14 protein-coding genes are annotated in these 14,353 nt (G+C 60.1%); 8 read left to right on the top strand and 6 right to left on the bottom strand.

The features are described from left to right. Positions 1 to 7 precede the first annotated feature (7 nt). Genes AC1D35_RS05130 through AC1D35_RS05120 form a run of 3 tightly spaced genes read left to right on the top strand, consistent with a single transcriptional unit; the run spans position 8 to position 3,455 of the window. A complete protein-coding gene (locus AC1D35_RS05130; RefSeq protein ID WP_477938301.1) occupies positions 8 to 1,135 on the top strand; it encodes a tartrate dehydrogenase in 1,128 nt (375 codons plus the stop codon). Positions 1,136 to 1,171: 36 nt separating this feature from the next. Then, a complete protein-coding gene (locus AC1D35_RS05125; protein WP_477938300.1) occupies positions 1,172 to 2,650 on the top strand; it encodes an NAD-dependent succinate-semialdehyde dehydrogenase in 1,479 nt (492 codons plus the stop codon). 10 nt (positions 2,651 to 2,660) lie between these two features. Then, positions 2,661 to 3,455: an aldolase/citrate lyase family protein gene (locus AC1D35_RS05120; protein WP_113301692.1), complete on the top strand. Its 795-nt coding sequence runs from the start codon at positions 2,661 to 2,663 to the stop codon at positions 3,453 to 3,455. 93 nt (positions 3,456 to 3,548) lie between these two features. On the opposite strand, the gene AC1D35_RS05115 is transcribed toward AC1D35_RS05120, so the two are convergent. The 6 genes from AC1D35_RS05115 to AC1D35_RS05090 form a co-directional block, all read right to left on the bottom strand. After that, the gene (locus AC1D35_RS05115) at positions 3,549 to 4,274 is read right to left on the bottom strand and encodes an SDR family oxidoreductase (RefSeq protein ID WP_477938299.1); all 726 of its coding nucleotides are present in this window, start codon (positions 4,272 to 4,274) and stop codon (positions 3,549 to 3,551) included. 12 nt (positions 4,275 to 4,286) lie between these two features. Further along, complete coding sequence (locus AC1D35_RS05110) at positions 4,287 to 5,348, bottom strand: ABC transporter ATP-binding protein (RefSeq protein WP_477938298.1); 1,062 nt, start codon at positions 5,346 to 5,348, stop codon at positions 4,287 to 4,289. A 61-nt stretch (positions 5,349 to 5,409) separates the two neighbouring features. Further along, a complete protein-coding gene (locus tag AC1D35_RS05105) occupies positions 5,410 to 5,616 on the bottom strand; it encodes a DUF2160 family membrane protein (protein WP_113307832.1) in 207 nt (68 codons plus the stop codon). 4 nt (positions 5,617 to 5,620) lie between these two features. After that, positions 5,621 to 6,457: a carbohydrate ABC transporter permease gene (locus tag AC1D35_RS05100; RefSeq protein ID WP_113301696.1), complete on the bottom strand. Its 837-nt coding sequence runs from the start codon at positions 6,455 to 6,457 to the stop codon at positions 5,621 to 5,623. A 4-nt stretch (positions 6,458 to 6,461) separates the two neighbouring features. After that, entirely contained in the window at positions 6,462 to 7,337 is an 876-nt protein-coding gene (locus tag AC1D35_RS05095) for a carbohydrate ABC transporter permease (RefSeq protein ID WP_113307831.1), read from the bottom strand. Positions 7,338 to 7,431: 94 nt separating this feature from the next. Further along, on the bottom strand, positions 7,432 to 8,865 hold the full coding sequence (locus tag AC1D35_RS05090; protein ID WP_477938297.1) for an extracellular solute-binding protein: 1,434 nt from the start codon (positions 8,863 to 8,865) through the stop codon (positions 7,432 to 7,434). 295 nt (positions 8,866 to 9,160) lie between these two features. Here AC1D35_RS05090 and AC1D35_RS05085 point away from each other — a divergent pair, with 295 nt between their 5' ends. From AC1D35_RS05085 to AC1D35_RS05065, 5 genes are all read left to right on the top strand, one after another. Further along, positions 9,161 to 10,045, top strand: coding sequence for a sugar phosphate isomerase/epimerase family protein (locus AC1D35_RS05085; protein WP_113307830.1), 885 nt, complete (start codon positions 9,161 to 9,163; stop codon positions 10,043 to 10,045). 64 nt (positions 10,046 to 10,109) lie between these two features. Then, entirely contained in the window at positions 10,110 to 11,324 is a 1,215-nt protein-coding gene (locus AC1D35_RS05080; protein ID WP_477938296.1) for an ROK family transcriptional regulator, read from the top strand. 26 nt (positions 11,325 to 11,350) lie between these two features. Continuing rightward, a complete protein-coding gene (locus AC1D35_RS05075; RefSeq protein WP_477938295.1) occupies positions 11,351 to 12,328 on the top strand; it encodes a tagatose kinase in 978 nt (325 codons plus the stop codon). Then, positions 12,328 to 13,602, top strand: coding sequence for a D-tagatose-bisphosphate aldolase, class II, non-catalytic subunit (locus tag AC1D35_RS05070; RefSeq protein WP_113307827.1), 1,275 nt, complete (start codon positions 12,328 to 12,330; stop codon positions 13,600 to 13,602). The genes AC1D35_RS05075 and AC1D35_RS05070 overlap by 1 nt, the downstream gene beginning before the upstream one ends. Positions 13,603 to 13,626: 24 nt before the next feature. Beyond that, positions 13,627 to 14,352, top strand: coding sequence for an SDR family oxidoreductase (locus tag AC1D35_RS05065; protein WP_113301702.1), 726 nt, complete (start codon positions 13,627 to 13,629; stop codon positions 14,350 to 14,352). Position 14,353: the final 1 nt, after the last annotated feature.

Genomic DNA, 14,353 nt, shown 5'->3' with positions numbered 1-14,353 from the left:
GGATATCATGAACGCCAATACCAATACCCCGCTCCGCCGCTACCGCATCGCTTCCGTTCCGGGCGACGGCATCGGCCCCGAAGTCATCGCCGCCGGCCTCGAAGCGCTCGACGTACTGGCCGCCCGCAGTGGCACCTTCGCGCTCGACATCGAGCCCTATGACTGGGGCAGCGAGCGCTATCGCAAGACCGGTGCCTTCATGCCGGACAACGCCCTGTCTCTGCTCAAGCAAGCCGATGCCATCTATTTCGGCGCTGTCGGCGCGCCTGACGTGCCCGATCATGTGACGCTTTGGGGCCTTCGCCTGCCGATCTGCCAGCGTCTCGACCAGTACGCCAATATCCGCCCGACCCGCATCTTCCCCGGCGTGAAGAGCCCGCTGAGGGGTGTCGAGGAAGGCGATCTCGACTGGCTGATCGTGCGCGAAAATTCCGAGGGCGAATATTCCGGCCATGGCGGCCRCGCCCATGTCGGCCTGCCCGAGGAAGTGGCGACCGAGACCTCGATCTTCACGCGCCGTGGGGTCGAGCGCATCATGCGCTTTGCCTTCCGCGAGGCGCAGAAGCGGCCGCGCAAGCTCTTGACCGTCGTCACCAAGTCCAATGCCCAGCGTTATGGTCTCGTGCTGTGGGACGAGATTGCAGCTGAGGTCGGCAAGGATTTCCCAGATGTGACCTGGGACAAGGAACTGGTCGACGCGATGACCTTCCGCATGGTCGCAAAACCGAAGAGTATCGACACGGTCGTTGCAACCAACCTGCATGCCGATATCCTGTCTGATCTGGCGGCCGCGCTCGCCGGCTCGCTCGGCATCGCGCCAACTGGCAATGTCGATCCGGAGCGCCGGTTCCCCTCGATGTTCGAGCCGATCCATGGTTCGGCTTTCGATATCACCGGCAAAGGTATCGCCAACCCCGTCGGAAGTTTTTGGACAGCATCGCTGATGCTGGAACACCTTGGCGAGGTGACTGCGGCAAAGATACTGATTTCGGCAGTGGAACAGGTCTGTGCAGCCGGCATTCTCACACCAGATCTTGGTGGCAAGGCAACCACGGCGGATGTGACCCGCGCCGTTTGCGAAGCGTTGCGGGGATCGAACTTCGCCCCTGATGACGAAAATATTCCGGCCGCCTGATCCCTGGCGGCCGCGTTTCATGGAAGGTATCCAGTCATGAGCAATAGACTTTCGGGCTACAAGCTCCGCCGCTCGGAGCTTTTTCGCGAAGCGAATTATATTGACGGCCAATGGGTGCAGGCCGATAGCGGCCGCACTTACGATGTCACCAATCCCGCGACCGGCGAGGTGATCGGCACCGTACCGGCCATGAGCGCCGTCGAGACGAACCGCGCGATCGACGCTGCCTATAAAGCGCAGAAGGCATGGGCGGCGCTGACCGCTGAGCAGCGCGCCAATTATCTCTGGAAGCTCGCCGAGCTGATGCACGAGAATATCGAGGATCTCGCGGCGATCATGACGATCGAGCAGGGCAAGCCGCTTTCCGAAAGCCGTGGCGAGGTCGTCTATTCCGCGAGCTTTATCGAGTGGTTCGCCGAGGAGGCGAGGCGCATCTATGGCGACACGATCCCATCGCCGGTTGCCGGCCGACGCCTGATTGTGCAGAAGCAGCCGATCGGCGTCTTTGCGGCGATCACCCCCTGGAATTTCCCCTCGGCAATGATCACCCGCAAGGCCGGGCCCGGTTGGGCGGCAGGCTGCACCGGCATCATCCGTCCGGCGAGCCAGACGCCCTATTCGGCGCTGGCGCTGGCCGTCATGGCGGAAGAAGCCGGCTTTCCGGCCGGCGTCTGCAACGTCATCACCGGCCCCTCGTCTGAAACCGGCCCTGCGATTACCGGCAGTCCGAAGGTGCGCAAGCTCACCTTCACCGGCAGCACGGCGGTCGGCGCCAAGCTGCTTGCCGAATGTGCGCCGACCATCAAGAAGACCAGTATGGAACTTGGCGGCAACGCGCCCTTCATCGTCTTCGACGATGCCGATCTCGACGAGGCGGTCAAGGGTGCCATGGGCTCCAAGTTCCGCAATACGGGGCAGACCTGCGTCTGCGCCAACCGCATTCTCGTACAGGACAAGGTACATGATGCCTTTGCCGAAAAGCTTGCAGCCGCCGTTGCCAAACTGAAGCTCGGCGACGGCATGGAGGAGGGCGTCACTCTCGGCCCGTTGATCGATGAAGCTGCGGTCAAAAAGGTCGAGACGCATGTCGGGGATGCCGTCAAGCGCGGCGCCAAAATCGTTTCCGGCGGCAAGCGTGATGAGCGCGGCGGCAACTTCTATCTGCCCACCATTCTCTCGGATGTCTCCCGCGAGGCGGAAATCTTCTCGGACGAGACGTTCGGTCCGGTTGCCCCACTTTTCCGCTTCAAGTCAGAGGAAGAGGCAATCGAAATGGCGAACGATACGCCCTTCGGTCTCGCTGCTTATTTCTATGCCCGTGACGTCGGCCGCATCTTCCGGGTTGCCKAGGCTCTCGAATTCGGCATTGTCGGTATCAACGAGGGACTCATTTCGACGGCGGTCGCTCCTTTCGGCGGCGTGAAGCAATCCGGCATCGGCCGCGAAGGTTCGAAATACGGCATCGAAGAGTTTCTCGAGGTCAAATACATGGCCATTGGTGGCTTGTTGAACTGAGGAGAATGCCATGAGTGCAGCTGACATCGACGGCTTTTCAGCCCGGATCCGGAACCCTGAAAGCGCGATGATCTCCGCTTGGGTGGGCATTCCAGATCCGCTGCTGGTCAATCATCTGGCCCAGGAAGCCTTTGATGCTGTTGTACTCGATATGCAGCACGGCATGTGGGACCTGCCGTCTGCAGCTGCCGCTGTCGGCCATGTGCGTGTGACCGGCAAGCCGGCGCTTGCCCGCATTCCGGTCGGCGATTTCGCCTCTGCCTCGCGTCTGCTCGATGCCGGAGCTTCAGGTGTCATCGCGCCGATGATCAATTCGGCCGAGGATGCGAGGGCCTTCGTCAGGTCTACCAAATACCCGCCGGTCGGCGAGCGCAGCTGGGGTCCTTCGCTGGCCCTCAACCATACCGGCCTTTCGGGTGACGACTATCTCAGGAACGCCAATGATCTGACGGTGGCAATCGCCATGATCGAGACACGCGCAGCGCTCGAAGCTATCGATGATATCCTTGGCGTGCCTGGCATCGATGGCATCTTTGTCGGCCCGTCGGATCTCTCCATTGCTCTATCGAACGGGGATCAGGTGGCGCCGAATGCCGCCGAGATCGACAGCGCCATGCAACATGCCGTTGCCCGTTGCCGTGCACATGGCAAGTTTGCTTGTGCTTTTGCCAATGACGGTGAGCGTGCCGGTGAACTTCTGAAATTCGGCTTTGCCTTCGTCATCGCTGGAGCGGAAACCGCGCACTTACGATCCGGTGCCCGCAAACAGATCAACGCCGCCAGGAAGATTGCTTCCGGCGGCTGATCCGTCCCGGCCCCAACGGGGTTCGCATATGCGTATCGTCAGAAGTCCCGCGCTTTTCATCGCACAGTTCGCGTTCGGCCGGGCAATACGGTCTCACGCGATCATGTAGCCGCCATCGATAGGCATGGAGATGCCGTTGACCATCGCGGCTTCGTCGGAGAGCAGGAAGAGGATCACCTCTGCCACGTCCTCGGGTTCTGCGAACCGGCCGACCGGGATGCGCTTTTGCATTCCGGCGGCCTTCTCCGGATCGCCCCAGGCCTTGATCGCCATCGGCGTCAGCGTCACCGTCGGATGCACGCCGTTTACCCGGATGCCTTGCGGTGCCAGTTCCTTCGCCATGACGCGCGTCAGGCCGTCCAGGCCGCCCTTCGAAGCGCAATAGGCTGCATGATCCGGGATGCCGACGAAAGCGGCAACGGAGGATACATTGACGATGGCGCCGTGGCGGCCGTCTTCGATCAAGGACCGTGCATATTCCTGCGCAACGATCATCGGGGCGCGCGTGTTGACGGCAATCAGGTGGTCAAAGGCTTCGACCGTGGTTTCGAGAAAGGGCTGCAGTTCGGTCGTTCCAGCGCAGTTGATAAGGAAATCTGCCGGAAGTGCGGCGCGCGCGGCTTCTCGCGTCGCCTTTGCGTCGGCAAGGTCAACCTGAAGGGCCCCGCAACCAAGGTCCTTACGTAGGGAAACGACATCGTCAGCACTTCTGGTGAGTGCCGTAACCTTGGCCCCACGCTTGACCAGTATCTCTGCGACAACGCGACCGATGCCCTTGCCGGCACCGGTGACGATCACTTTTTTGCCTTCGAAATTCATTTGTTCCTCGCCTTACAATCGCTGTCCTGTTGCCTGATCAAAGACGTGAACCCGTCGCGGATCAATATGAAAATACAGCGTCCGGCCGGGTTCGACCTCAATGCGCTCACGGATCAGCGCATCGATCGGCACTCCGCCGACACGGCCGAAGATCAGTGTTTCGGAACCTGTCGGCTCATACACCGACACTTCCACCGGAATACCGTCATCGCCAATGGTTATGTGTTCCGGGCGAATACCGTAGGTCACGGCCTTGCCTTCCTCTGCATTCACGCGGTCTACGGGAAGGGTGACACCCTGATCGGTGATGACAACCTGCTTTCCGTCCCGGGTTGCGATCTTGCCCTGGAGAAAGTTCATCGACGGGCTGCCGATGAAGCCGGCGACGAAGAGGTTTGCAGGGAAGTCGTAGAGATCAAGCGGTTTGCCGACCTGCTCCACCCTTCCGTCGCGCATGACGACGATCTTGTTGGCCATCGTCATCGCCTCGATCTGGTCATGCGTAACATACACGGTGGTCGTCTTCAGCCGCTGGTGCAGTTCCTTGATTTCGACGCGCATGGTAACGCGAAGCTTGGCATCGAGGTTCGACAGCGGCTCGTCAAACAGGAAGACCTGCGGGTCGCGGACGATGGCTCGGCCCATGGCAACGCGTTGCCGCTGTCCGCCCGACAGCTGTTTCGGGTAACGGTCGAGATAGCGCGTCAGATCGAGGATCGCAGCTGCCCTGCCGACCTTTTCGTCGATCTCCGACTTCGGTCGTTTCGCCATCTTCAGCGGAAAGCCCATGTTCTCGGCGACCGTCTTGTGGGGGTATAGCGCATAGCTTTGGAAGACCATGGCGATATCGCGCTCCTTCGGCGGAGCATTGGTCACCACGCGGCCGCCGATGCGGATATCGCCGCTGCTGACAGTCTCCAGACCGGCGATCATGCGCAGCAGCGTGGACTTGCCGCAGCCGGAGGGGCCGACCAGCACGACGAACTCGCCATCTTCTATGTCGACGCTGACGCCGTGCATGACCTGAAGAGCGCCATACCTCTTGGTGACGTCGCTGACCTGTACGTTTGCCAATGTCTCTTCTCCCTAATCCAGCACGGCTTGCGTCTTGATGTTGTTGACAAAGCTCACCGGCTCACCCCTTCCAGACGATGTAGGCGCCGAGTACGGCGGAGATAGCCGCCGCAAACCACACCGAGAGCCCGAACGGTTCGATGAACCGCATCCAGAGCAGGGAGAGCGCGACCCAGATCACGACCGAGATGAACAGCCGGTCGAACCAGTTCGTCTCGATCGGCAGGAAGCCCGGCTGTTTTTCGTTGTTTCGAGTATCCGAAGCCATCTTGCTATCCTTTCACTGCGCCGAAGGTCAGGCCGGCAACGATGTGACGCTGCACCACCGAAAAGACGATGAGCGCCGGGATCAATGTCAGCATGGAGATCGCAGCCATGATGCCCCAGGCCGTCCCTGTCGTCGTCACGTATTCCGACAGGCCGGTTGTCAGCGTGCGGGCGTTGAAGTTGGTGAGTGTGGCGGCAAGCAGATATTCGTTCCACGCGAAGACCCAGGTGAGGATGAGTGTCACTGCAAGTCCCGGTCGCGCCAAGGGAAAGACGATGTCGTAGAGGACCATCCAGGGACTTGCGCCGTCCATATAGGCAGCCTCATCCAGTTCCTTCGGAATGCTCTCCACCGTCGGACGCAGAGTCCAGATGGCGAAGGGAAGGTTGAAGGAGCAGTAGACAAGGATCATACCCAGGCGGGAATCCGCCAGCGTGAAGTCGCCGATCCTGTAGACCTGCGTTAGGAGCAGGAAGAGCGGCAGCAGGAAGACTGCCGGTGGCGCCATGCGGTTGGTGATCGTCCAGAAGAAGATGCTCTCCTTGCCCGCAAGATCGAAGCGCGTCAGCGCGTAGCAGGCAAGAAAGCCGAGGGTCGTCACCAGGATCGCGTTGCCTGACGAGATGATCAGCGAGTTGAGCATGTATCGCCGCAAGGTCTCGTTCGTCAGCACGTCCTGATAGTTTTTCCAGAAGAAGCTCCGAAGCACGACATCGGGCGTCGAGAACAGGTCGAAGGGCTGCTTTACCGATATGACGAAGAGCCAGTAGATCGGAAAAAGGGTTGCGAAGCTTATCAGCGTCCACATGAGAACCGAAAGCCAGGGATTATGTCGGTTCATCGCCTCAGCCTCTCTTCGCGCGGGGAGCAATCAGGCCGACATAGAGCAGCCAGCAGACGACGATGGTGAGGTAGAGTACGACGACGGAGATCGCCGAACCGTAGCCGTAGTTGGTCTTGGGGAAGACTTCCTTGAAGATGTGGACACCGAGGTAGCGCGTCGCCGACCCCGGACCGCCGCCGGTCAGCATCAGGACTTCGTCGACTGTGCGCAGCGCGTCCATGAGCCTGATGAACACCGTGGCCAGGAGGGCAGGGCGGATCAGCGGGAGCGTGATGTGCCAGAAGATCTGGCTCTTGCCGGCGCCATCGATCTGAGCCTGTTCGAAGGGGTCAGGCGGAAGCGAGACCAGTGCGGCGATCAGAGAGAGGGTGACCAGCGGCGTCCAGTGCCAGACGTCCATGATGATGGTGATGACGAAGGCCGCGGTGGCGCTTTGGCCGATGTTCAGGTCGTATCCGAACCAGCTTCGCAGGAGATAGGGGATGATGCCGATCGACGGCGTCGTCATCAGCTTCCACACAGACCCGACGATGATGGGTGCCATGATCAGAGGAAGGGTATGGATGGTGCGGAAGAAGGCTTTTCCCGGAAAGTCTTTCATCAGCGCCTGCGCGAGCACGTATCCGAGCACGAGTTCGGACACGACCGCGAAAAAGACGAATGCAATGGTGATGCCAAGAGAGGCCAGGAATTGTGGGTCGAAGACGAGGGTTCGATAATTCGATGCCCAGTTGAAGACCATCAGTGGATTAGCGGCGAAAGGGTTCCACTGGTGAAACGAGACCCAGACGACGTAGATGAAAGGAAAGATGCCGAAGAGCCCGAGGATCAGGATCGTCGGTGACAGCAACAGCCATCCAAGCTTTTGTGAATGCATTGCCTCATCCTCTTTGGCACCCTTGGGGGCCTATCGAGCCGGGAAAGAGGCGAGTCGCCGTGCGAAGACGACCCGCCAAGGTGGGGAGGATGATTTATTTGCGATAGCCGAGCGACGTAAGCTCTTCTTCCGTCTTGGCGGCCATCTGGTCGAGCCCTTCGTCGGGCGCAATCTTGCCGGTCAGGATGTCGAAGAAGATCGGCGTGGTCGCTTCACGCACCTGAGCGTGGAACGGGTACGGGGGAGCGCCGGCGAACAGCTTGCCCTCGTCCTTCAGCATCGTGTAGAAGCCGCCGAGCTTGACGTCCATCGCCTTGACCTTCGGATCGTCGAAGGTCGCTTTGTTGGTGATGCGCGGCGCGGCGATGGCCCAGTCGGGCTGCACGTCGTTCTGACCCATGAAWTCGAGGAACAGCAGAGCTGCTTCCTTGTTCTTGGATGTAATAGGCAGGCCGAAGGCGCCGCCGTCATAATAGCCGATATAACCCTTTCCCGACGTTGCGTCCTCCATGACGCCCGGCTCGAGCGGCGGCAGAGCGAAGCCAACCTTGTCGACCACCTTCGACTGCGCAGGATCACTTGCGATCCATGCCGCGTTCTCGCCGTAGATCAGCCCCTGAGCGACACGGCCCGCGGCAAATGTCGTCGCGGTTTCCGTCCAGGTCGACTGGGTCGATTCAGGCGGAGCGATGTCGCGCAGGTGCAGCCAGTATTTCAGCGCGGCCTTCGCCTTGTCGCTGTTCATCGCACCGCCATGCTCGACCGTCGCTGCGTAGTTGTTGCTGGCGTCGATGCCCCAGTTGTAGACGCCAAAGGTCGGCGCGATGGATTCGAAATATTCGTACCAGGACGCGGCGTGACCCGTATGGGCCTGGGCGGTGGTGCCCCAAAGCTCAATGCCGTTATCCTTGCCGTATTTGGTGAAGAATTCGGCGATCTGAGTGTAGTCTTCATGCGTGGTCGCCGGCTTGAGGTCCTTGCCGGTTTCCTTCTTGAAGGCCTCCTTGATCTTCGGATCGTCGAAAAGATCCTTGCGATAGAGGTAGGTCTTCAGGAAGGCTTCCATCGGTACGCCAAAGAGATCGCCCTTCTTGTCCTTGAAGTAGTCGGCAAAGCTGGTGAAGTTCGCGTCGTCGTAGGTCGGCGCCTTCAGATCCGCCTGATCTTTGAGCGTCTGGGTAATGTTGACGAGGAAATTCCGGGACAGATATGAATAGATGATGTCCTGCTCGATATAGACCATGTCGTAGATGCCGGTCTTGGCCTCCATGTCCTTGATGGCCTTGTCGTACATCTGATCCCAGGACGTCGTCTCGATTTCGACCTTGATGCCGGTCTTCTTCTCGAATTCCGGCGCGAGCACGTTCTTGATGTAGTTGGATGGCGGCGTGCTTTCGGTCACGCCGTGCAAGGTCACGCCTTTGAACTTGGCGCCGGCGTCGGACCAGAAGTCTGCCCATGCCGGCGAAGCGGCGGTGGCGAGACTGAGCGTCAGCGCAAGCGCGCTGGCTTTCAGAGCGTAATTCATTTCAATCCTCCCAGATAGCAGCGAGATCATTTCGCCGAGCCATTGTGTAGACGAAAAAGGACGGCCATGCAATATTTGTTGTCTAAACCTGCAAATATGTCGGCTATGTCGTTGATTTTTGTGGGAACTAATTCTTAACGAAGTAACAGATGCAAAGTTCCTAAAATAAAATGCTGCAACGCAACGAATTTTCTCGCAAAGGCAAAATTATAAATAGTAAATTTATTTGTTGCTTTACCATACTAAATGACATAGCTGTGGCGCAACGGAAGGCTTCCAGCGGAGGAAAAAGGCCATGCGCCGATTGGGTATCCATTCATTTGTATGGACAGGCGGCCAAACGCAGGAAGGGCTCGAAATGGCCCTTAACAAAACGGCCGAGCACGGATATCGCACAATCGAATTCGCTTATCTCCGCCCCGAGAAGTTCAATCTCGACCGTCTGGCGAAGCTCGCGCAATCGCTCGATGTCGAGATCGGCGTGACGATGGGCTTGCCGATCGACAAGGATATTTCGAGCGAGGATGCCGCTGCGGTATCCGCCGGCAGGCAGACGCTGGCCGATGCCGTGCGTGCGGTCCGTGACATCGGCGGAAACAAGCTCGGTGGGATCCTTTATTCTGCGCACACCAAGTACAACCGCCAGCCGACGAGGAAGGGCTGGGACAACAGTGTCGCCGCTATCGCCGCGACTGCCGATATCGCGAGGGATGCGAAGGTCGATCTCGTCCTGGAGATCGTGAACCGCTTCGAGACGAACCTTTTGAATACGGCCGCGCAGGGCTTGAAGTTCATTTCAGACACCGGATCGGACCATGTCCGACTGCATCTCGACACGTTTCACATGAATATCGAGGAGGCAAATCCGGCTGCTGCGATCCGGCTCGCCGGTGACAAGATCGGTTATTTCCACATCGGTGAAAGTAACCGCGGCTATCTTGGTGACGGCGTCATCAATTTCGATCTCATCTTCGACGCGCTGCTGGATATCGACTACAAGCGCGACATCGTGTTCGAAAGCTTTTCGACTGCTGTTGTCGATGAAGGCCTTTCGCTCGCCTGCGCAATCTGGCGTGATACGTGGACCGACAATGATCCGCTGGCGGCCCATGCCAAGCGCTATATCGAACTGAAATACGAAGAAGCCAAACGCCGCCGCGTCACGAACGCGCGCCCCTGATAATCCTTCTGCCGATCTGCTTGGTAAGTATAGGCTGGAGCAGTCGATTTGAAGGGAAGTGGACATGAACGACACCGTCTCCATCGGAAGCTCACCGCGCAGGATCAGGCAAAACAACATTGTTGCGGCCCTGCAGACGATCTACAGCCATCGCCGCCTGAGCCGGGCCGATCTGGCGCGGAAGCTCGGCATGAACCGCTCGTCGTCCGGAGAAATCGTTGCCGAACTGACGGAAAGCGGCTTTGTTCAGGAGTCGGAGGAGAGCAGCAAGCAGCGCTTGGAGCAATCCCGTGCCGGCCGGCCGGGCATCATGCTCGAACTGGTTCCGGATGCGGCATTCTTCGTCGGCATCGAAATCGGCGTCGAGCATATATCTGCTGTTGTTGTGGACCTTTCCGCCGATGTCCGGGCCTGTCGCAGGCTGGCCTTCCACGCGCAGTCCTCGACGGTGGAGGAGGCCGTGGCAAGCGGCGTCGAGCTGATCGTCAGTGCCATGGCGAAAGAGATGATCAAGCGCTGCAAGGGGCTTGGCATATCCGCGCCGGCGCATATCCGGCCCGACGGAATTGTCACGCTTGCGCCGATCATCGGCTGGCGGGAGGTGCCATTGAAGGAGATCGGCCGGAGCGCCTTTCCGGCCGACGTGCCGATCTCGGTGGAAAACGACGCCAACGCTTTCGCGATCGGTGACAGCTATCGTCACGGCGTTGCCGGCGTGACGCTCTTCCTGCTCATGGAGACCGGGGTCGGCGGCGGCATCATGATCGACGGAAAGCTGTTTCGTGGCGGTCACGGCCTTGCGGGTGAAATCGGCCATACCCTTGTGCCGGGAAGCGCCGGGCAGAAATTCGAGCAGTTGATCGGCCGCGAGGTATTGATCAGGCAGTACCGGGAAGCGACCGGTCGCGCCGACGTCGATTTGCAGGAGTTCCTCACTGACGTTCGCGATCGTGTTCCTGATGCCGTGAACATAGCGGAAAACTGGTCGCGGCATCTTGCCTATGCGCTGCTGCAGGCCTGTCGTCTGCTTGATCCGGATCGGATCGTGCTCGGGGGTTCCGTAGCGTCGCTCTATCCGATGGTGGCGGCCCGCGTGGCGGTCCACATGTCGGAGGGGCAGAACATTCCTTTTCCGACACCCGAGATCGTCGTCGATGGCGACGCGGAGTTCGGTTCCGCCTTCGGGGCGGCATGCATGCTGCACCAGCGCTTCCTCTCCCTCGAAAACGAGGAATTCGGTGGCGAAGACGGTGCGATACAACGAACAACGACGATTTAGCGAGACCTTTTGAAAGCGGGATTGCAATGGCTTCAGTGCTGGCTCCGGACCATCTCGGTCCCACGGTTTGCGTCGGCGAGATTCTGGTGGAGATCGTTGCTACGACGGTCGGAAACGGGTTCCTTGAAGCCCAGCCGCTCGTCGGGCCGTTTGCCAGCGGAGCGCCGGCGATCTTCATCTCGCAATGCGGCCGGCTGGGCGGAGCGGCGGCCATGGTCGGAGCGGTCGGAAACGACGATTTCGGCCGCGTCAACATCGACCGCCTCAAACGTGACGGCGTCGATGTCTCGACCATTTCCGTCGACCCTGACTATCCGACCGGAAGCGCCTTCGTCCGCTACCGCAAGGACGGTTCGCGCGACTTCGTCTATAATATCGCGAGATCTGCGGCCGCGCGCTTCGGCTGGTCTCAAGGCGTCAGCGATCTCATCAGCCGCACCGGCCACCTTCATGTGATGGGATCGGCTTTGTCTGTTCCGAGCGCGCGCGAGGTGATCGACAAGGCGGTCGACATCGTGAAGGCACGGGGCGGCACGCTTTCGGTCGATCCCAACATCCGCAAGGAACTGCAACTCGACGAGGATACCGAGCGGCGATTTGCCAGGCTCGTTGCCGCCGCCGATCTTGTTCTGCCTTCAGGGGAAGAGCTTGAGCGGGCTGCCGGCGTCGCAGGCGAAGCCGAGGCGATCCGCCGCCTGTTTCAAATCGGTGTGAGGGAGATCGTGCTGAAGCGTGGAGCGGGAGGCGCCACCTATTTCGGCGGGGACGGGGACCGCATCGACGCTGCCGCGTTTCTCGTGGAGGAGGTCGATCCCACCGGCGCCGGCGACTGCTTTGGCGGGGCGTACCTCACCTGCCGGCGTCTTGGAATGTCTCCAGGGGATGCGCTCACTTACGGTTCGGCGGCAGGTGCGCGCAATGTGACGATCCGTGGACCGATGGAGGGCGCTGGCACCCGTCAGGAACTCGATGCGTTCATCGCTGCAACGGAAAGGCGTTCCTGATGCAGATAGAACTGAGTAAACTGGCTGCCCTTAGGGCTCAGGGCCGTCCCACAGGCATCACCTCGGCCTGCTCAGCCCATCCGATCGTGCTGCGCGCGGCTCTGCGCCATGGGCGTGATCATTCGAGCACGGTTCTGATTGAAGCCACCTGTAATCAGGTCAATCATCTGGGCGGCTATACCGGGATGACGCCTGCGGACTTTGCCACGCTCGTGCGCCGCATCGCCGATGAAGAGGGATGCCCGGAAAACCTCATCGTGCTTGGCGGTGACCATCTCGGACCGAATCCCTGGCGAGACCGGGCGGCAGAAGAGGCCATGGCGGAAGCCGAGAGGATGGTGGCTGCCTATGTCGATGCCGGATTCCGCAAAATCCATCTGGATGCGTCGATGGGCTGCCTGGGCGAGCCCGCTGCATTGGACGATGAGACGACGGCCCACCGCGCCTCGCGGTTGGCCGCTGTCGCAGAGGCTTCGGCAAGGCAGGCAGGGGGCGCTATGCCGGTCTATGTGATCGGCACGGAGGTTCCTCCCCCCGGCGGTGCAGATCATGCTCTCACCACGATCGAACCGACCGCGGCTTCGGCGGCCAGGCAAACCATAGAGGTACATCGCCGTGTCTTCGCCGAGGCTGGCCTTGCGGGCGCCTTTGAGCGCGCTATCGGCCTGGTGGTGCAGCCCGGCGTCGAGTTCGGCAACCACAATGTCATCCGGTACGACCGCAGCAAGATCGACGCGTTGAAACAGGTGCTCGAGGACGAGCCGCAATTCGTGTTCGAAGCGCATTCCACTGACTATCAGGGCGCGGATCCGCTGACGGCCCTGGTCGAAGACGGGTTTCCCATTCTCAAGGTCGGGCCGGAGTTGACCTTCGTGCTGCGCGAGGCGCTTTACGGGCTGGACCTGATTGCCTCTGATCTCGTGCCTGATTATGGCGAGCGTCCRCTCTACGCGGCGATGGAGGCTTTGATGCTGGCACATCGGGAGAACTGGAGCCGTCACTATCACGGCACGGTGGAAGAGCAGCGCTGGCTTCGGCATTATTCGCTGTCCGATCGCATCCGATACTACTGGGCGTCTAAAGAAGCTCAATCCGCCGTCGCACGCCTTTGCGACGCGCTTGCCGGAAAATCCGTGCCGCTTCCGTTGATCTGGCAGCACATGCCGGCTGCCCAACAGTTTTCCGACACGCCGCTGAATCCGGAAGAGGTTCTGATCTGGCGGGTGACGAAGAGCCTTGCCGAATATCATGCAGCATGCGGCGCAGGCAGATAGCGCCGCTCAACCGAGGAGGAAAGAATGAACGAGTTGAAAGGGAAGGTCGCTGCAATCACCGGCGCGGCGTCCGGTATCGGAATGGCGTCGACGGAGGCGATGATCGCAGCGGGCGCCACGGTCGTTCTCGTTGACCGAGACGAGAAGGCGCTGCAGTCGGCCTGCGAACGCCTTGGGGAAAGGGCCATACCTCTCGCTTTGGACCTGCTGGATCCTCAAGCATGCGCTAAGCTTCTTGACCGCGTGTTGTCGAAGGTTGGGCAGCTCGACATTCTGCATGCCAATGCCGGCACCTATATCGGCGGGGATCTTGCAGATGCCGATCTGGACGCCATCGACAGGATGCTGAACCTGAACGTCAATGTCGTCATCAAGAATGTCCGGACCATCATTCCGCACATGATCGAACGTGGGACCGGCGACATCATCGTTACGAGCTCGGTCGCGGGCCATGCGCCCGTTCCCTGGGAGCCGGTCTATTCGCCGTCGAAATGGGCGATGCATTGCTTCGTCCAGACGATGCGCAGGCAATTGCTGAAAAGCGGTATTCGTGTCGGCTCGGTTTCGCCGGGACCAGTCATCAGCGCATTGCTTGCCGACTGGCCGGAGGAGAACCTGCGCAAGGCGAAGGAGGCCGGTGCCCTGATCGAACCCAAGGAGGTTGCGGACGCCATCATGTTCATGCTGACGCGACCCCGCAACGTGACGATCCGCGACATCGTCGTTCTTCCAAGCGCATTCGACATCTGAG

It is taken from the genome of Rhizobium sp. P1_E6 (assembly GCF_056405875.1).
This window is presented reverse-complemented; position numbering and strand designations above follow the sequence as displayed.

What these genes read in the sequence shown, in the direction of transcription:
- AC1D35_RS05105 (WP_113307832.1), bottom strand. Translation starts at nt 5,616, where the DNA reads ATGGCTTCGGATACTCGAAACAACGAAAAACAGCCGGGCTTCCTGCCG.
- AC1D35_RS05085 (WP_113307830.1), top strand. Translation starts at nt 9,161, where the DNA reads ATGCGCCGATTGGGTATCCATTCATTTGTATGGACAGGCGGCCAAACG.
- AC1D35_RS05065 (WP_113301702.1), top strand. Translation starts at nt 13,627, where the DNA reads ATGAACGAGTTGAAAGGGAAGGTCGCTGCAATCACCGGCGCGGCGTCC.
- AC1D35_RS05120 (WP_113301692.1), top strand. Translation starts at nt 2,661, where the DNA reads ATGAGTGCAGCTGACATCGACGGCTTTTCAGCCCGGATCCGGAACCCT.
- AC1D35_RS05095 (WP_113307831.1), bottom strand. Translation starts at nt 7,337, where the DNA reads ATGCATTCACAAAAGCTTGGATGGCTGTTGCTGTCACCGACGATCCTG.
- AC1D35_RS05100 (WP_113301696.1), bottom strand. Translation starts at nt 6,457, where the DNA reads ATGAACCGACATAATCCCTGGCTTTCGGTTCTCATGTGGACGCTGATA.
- AC1D35_RS05075 (WP_477938295.1), top strand. Translation starts at nt 11,351, where the DNA reads ATGGCTTCAGTGCTGGCTCCGGACCATCTCGGTCCCACGGTTTGCGTC.
- AC1D35_RS05115 (WP_477938299.1), bottom strand. Translation starts at nt 4,274, where the DNA reads ATGAATTTCGAAGGCAAAAAAGTGATCGTCACCGGTGCCGGCAAGGGC.
- AC1D35_RS05080 (WP_477938296.1), top strand. Translation starts at nt 10,110, where the DNA reads ATGAACGACACCGTCTCCATCGGAAGCTCACCGCGCAGGATCAGGCAA.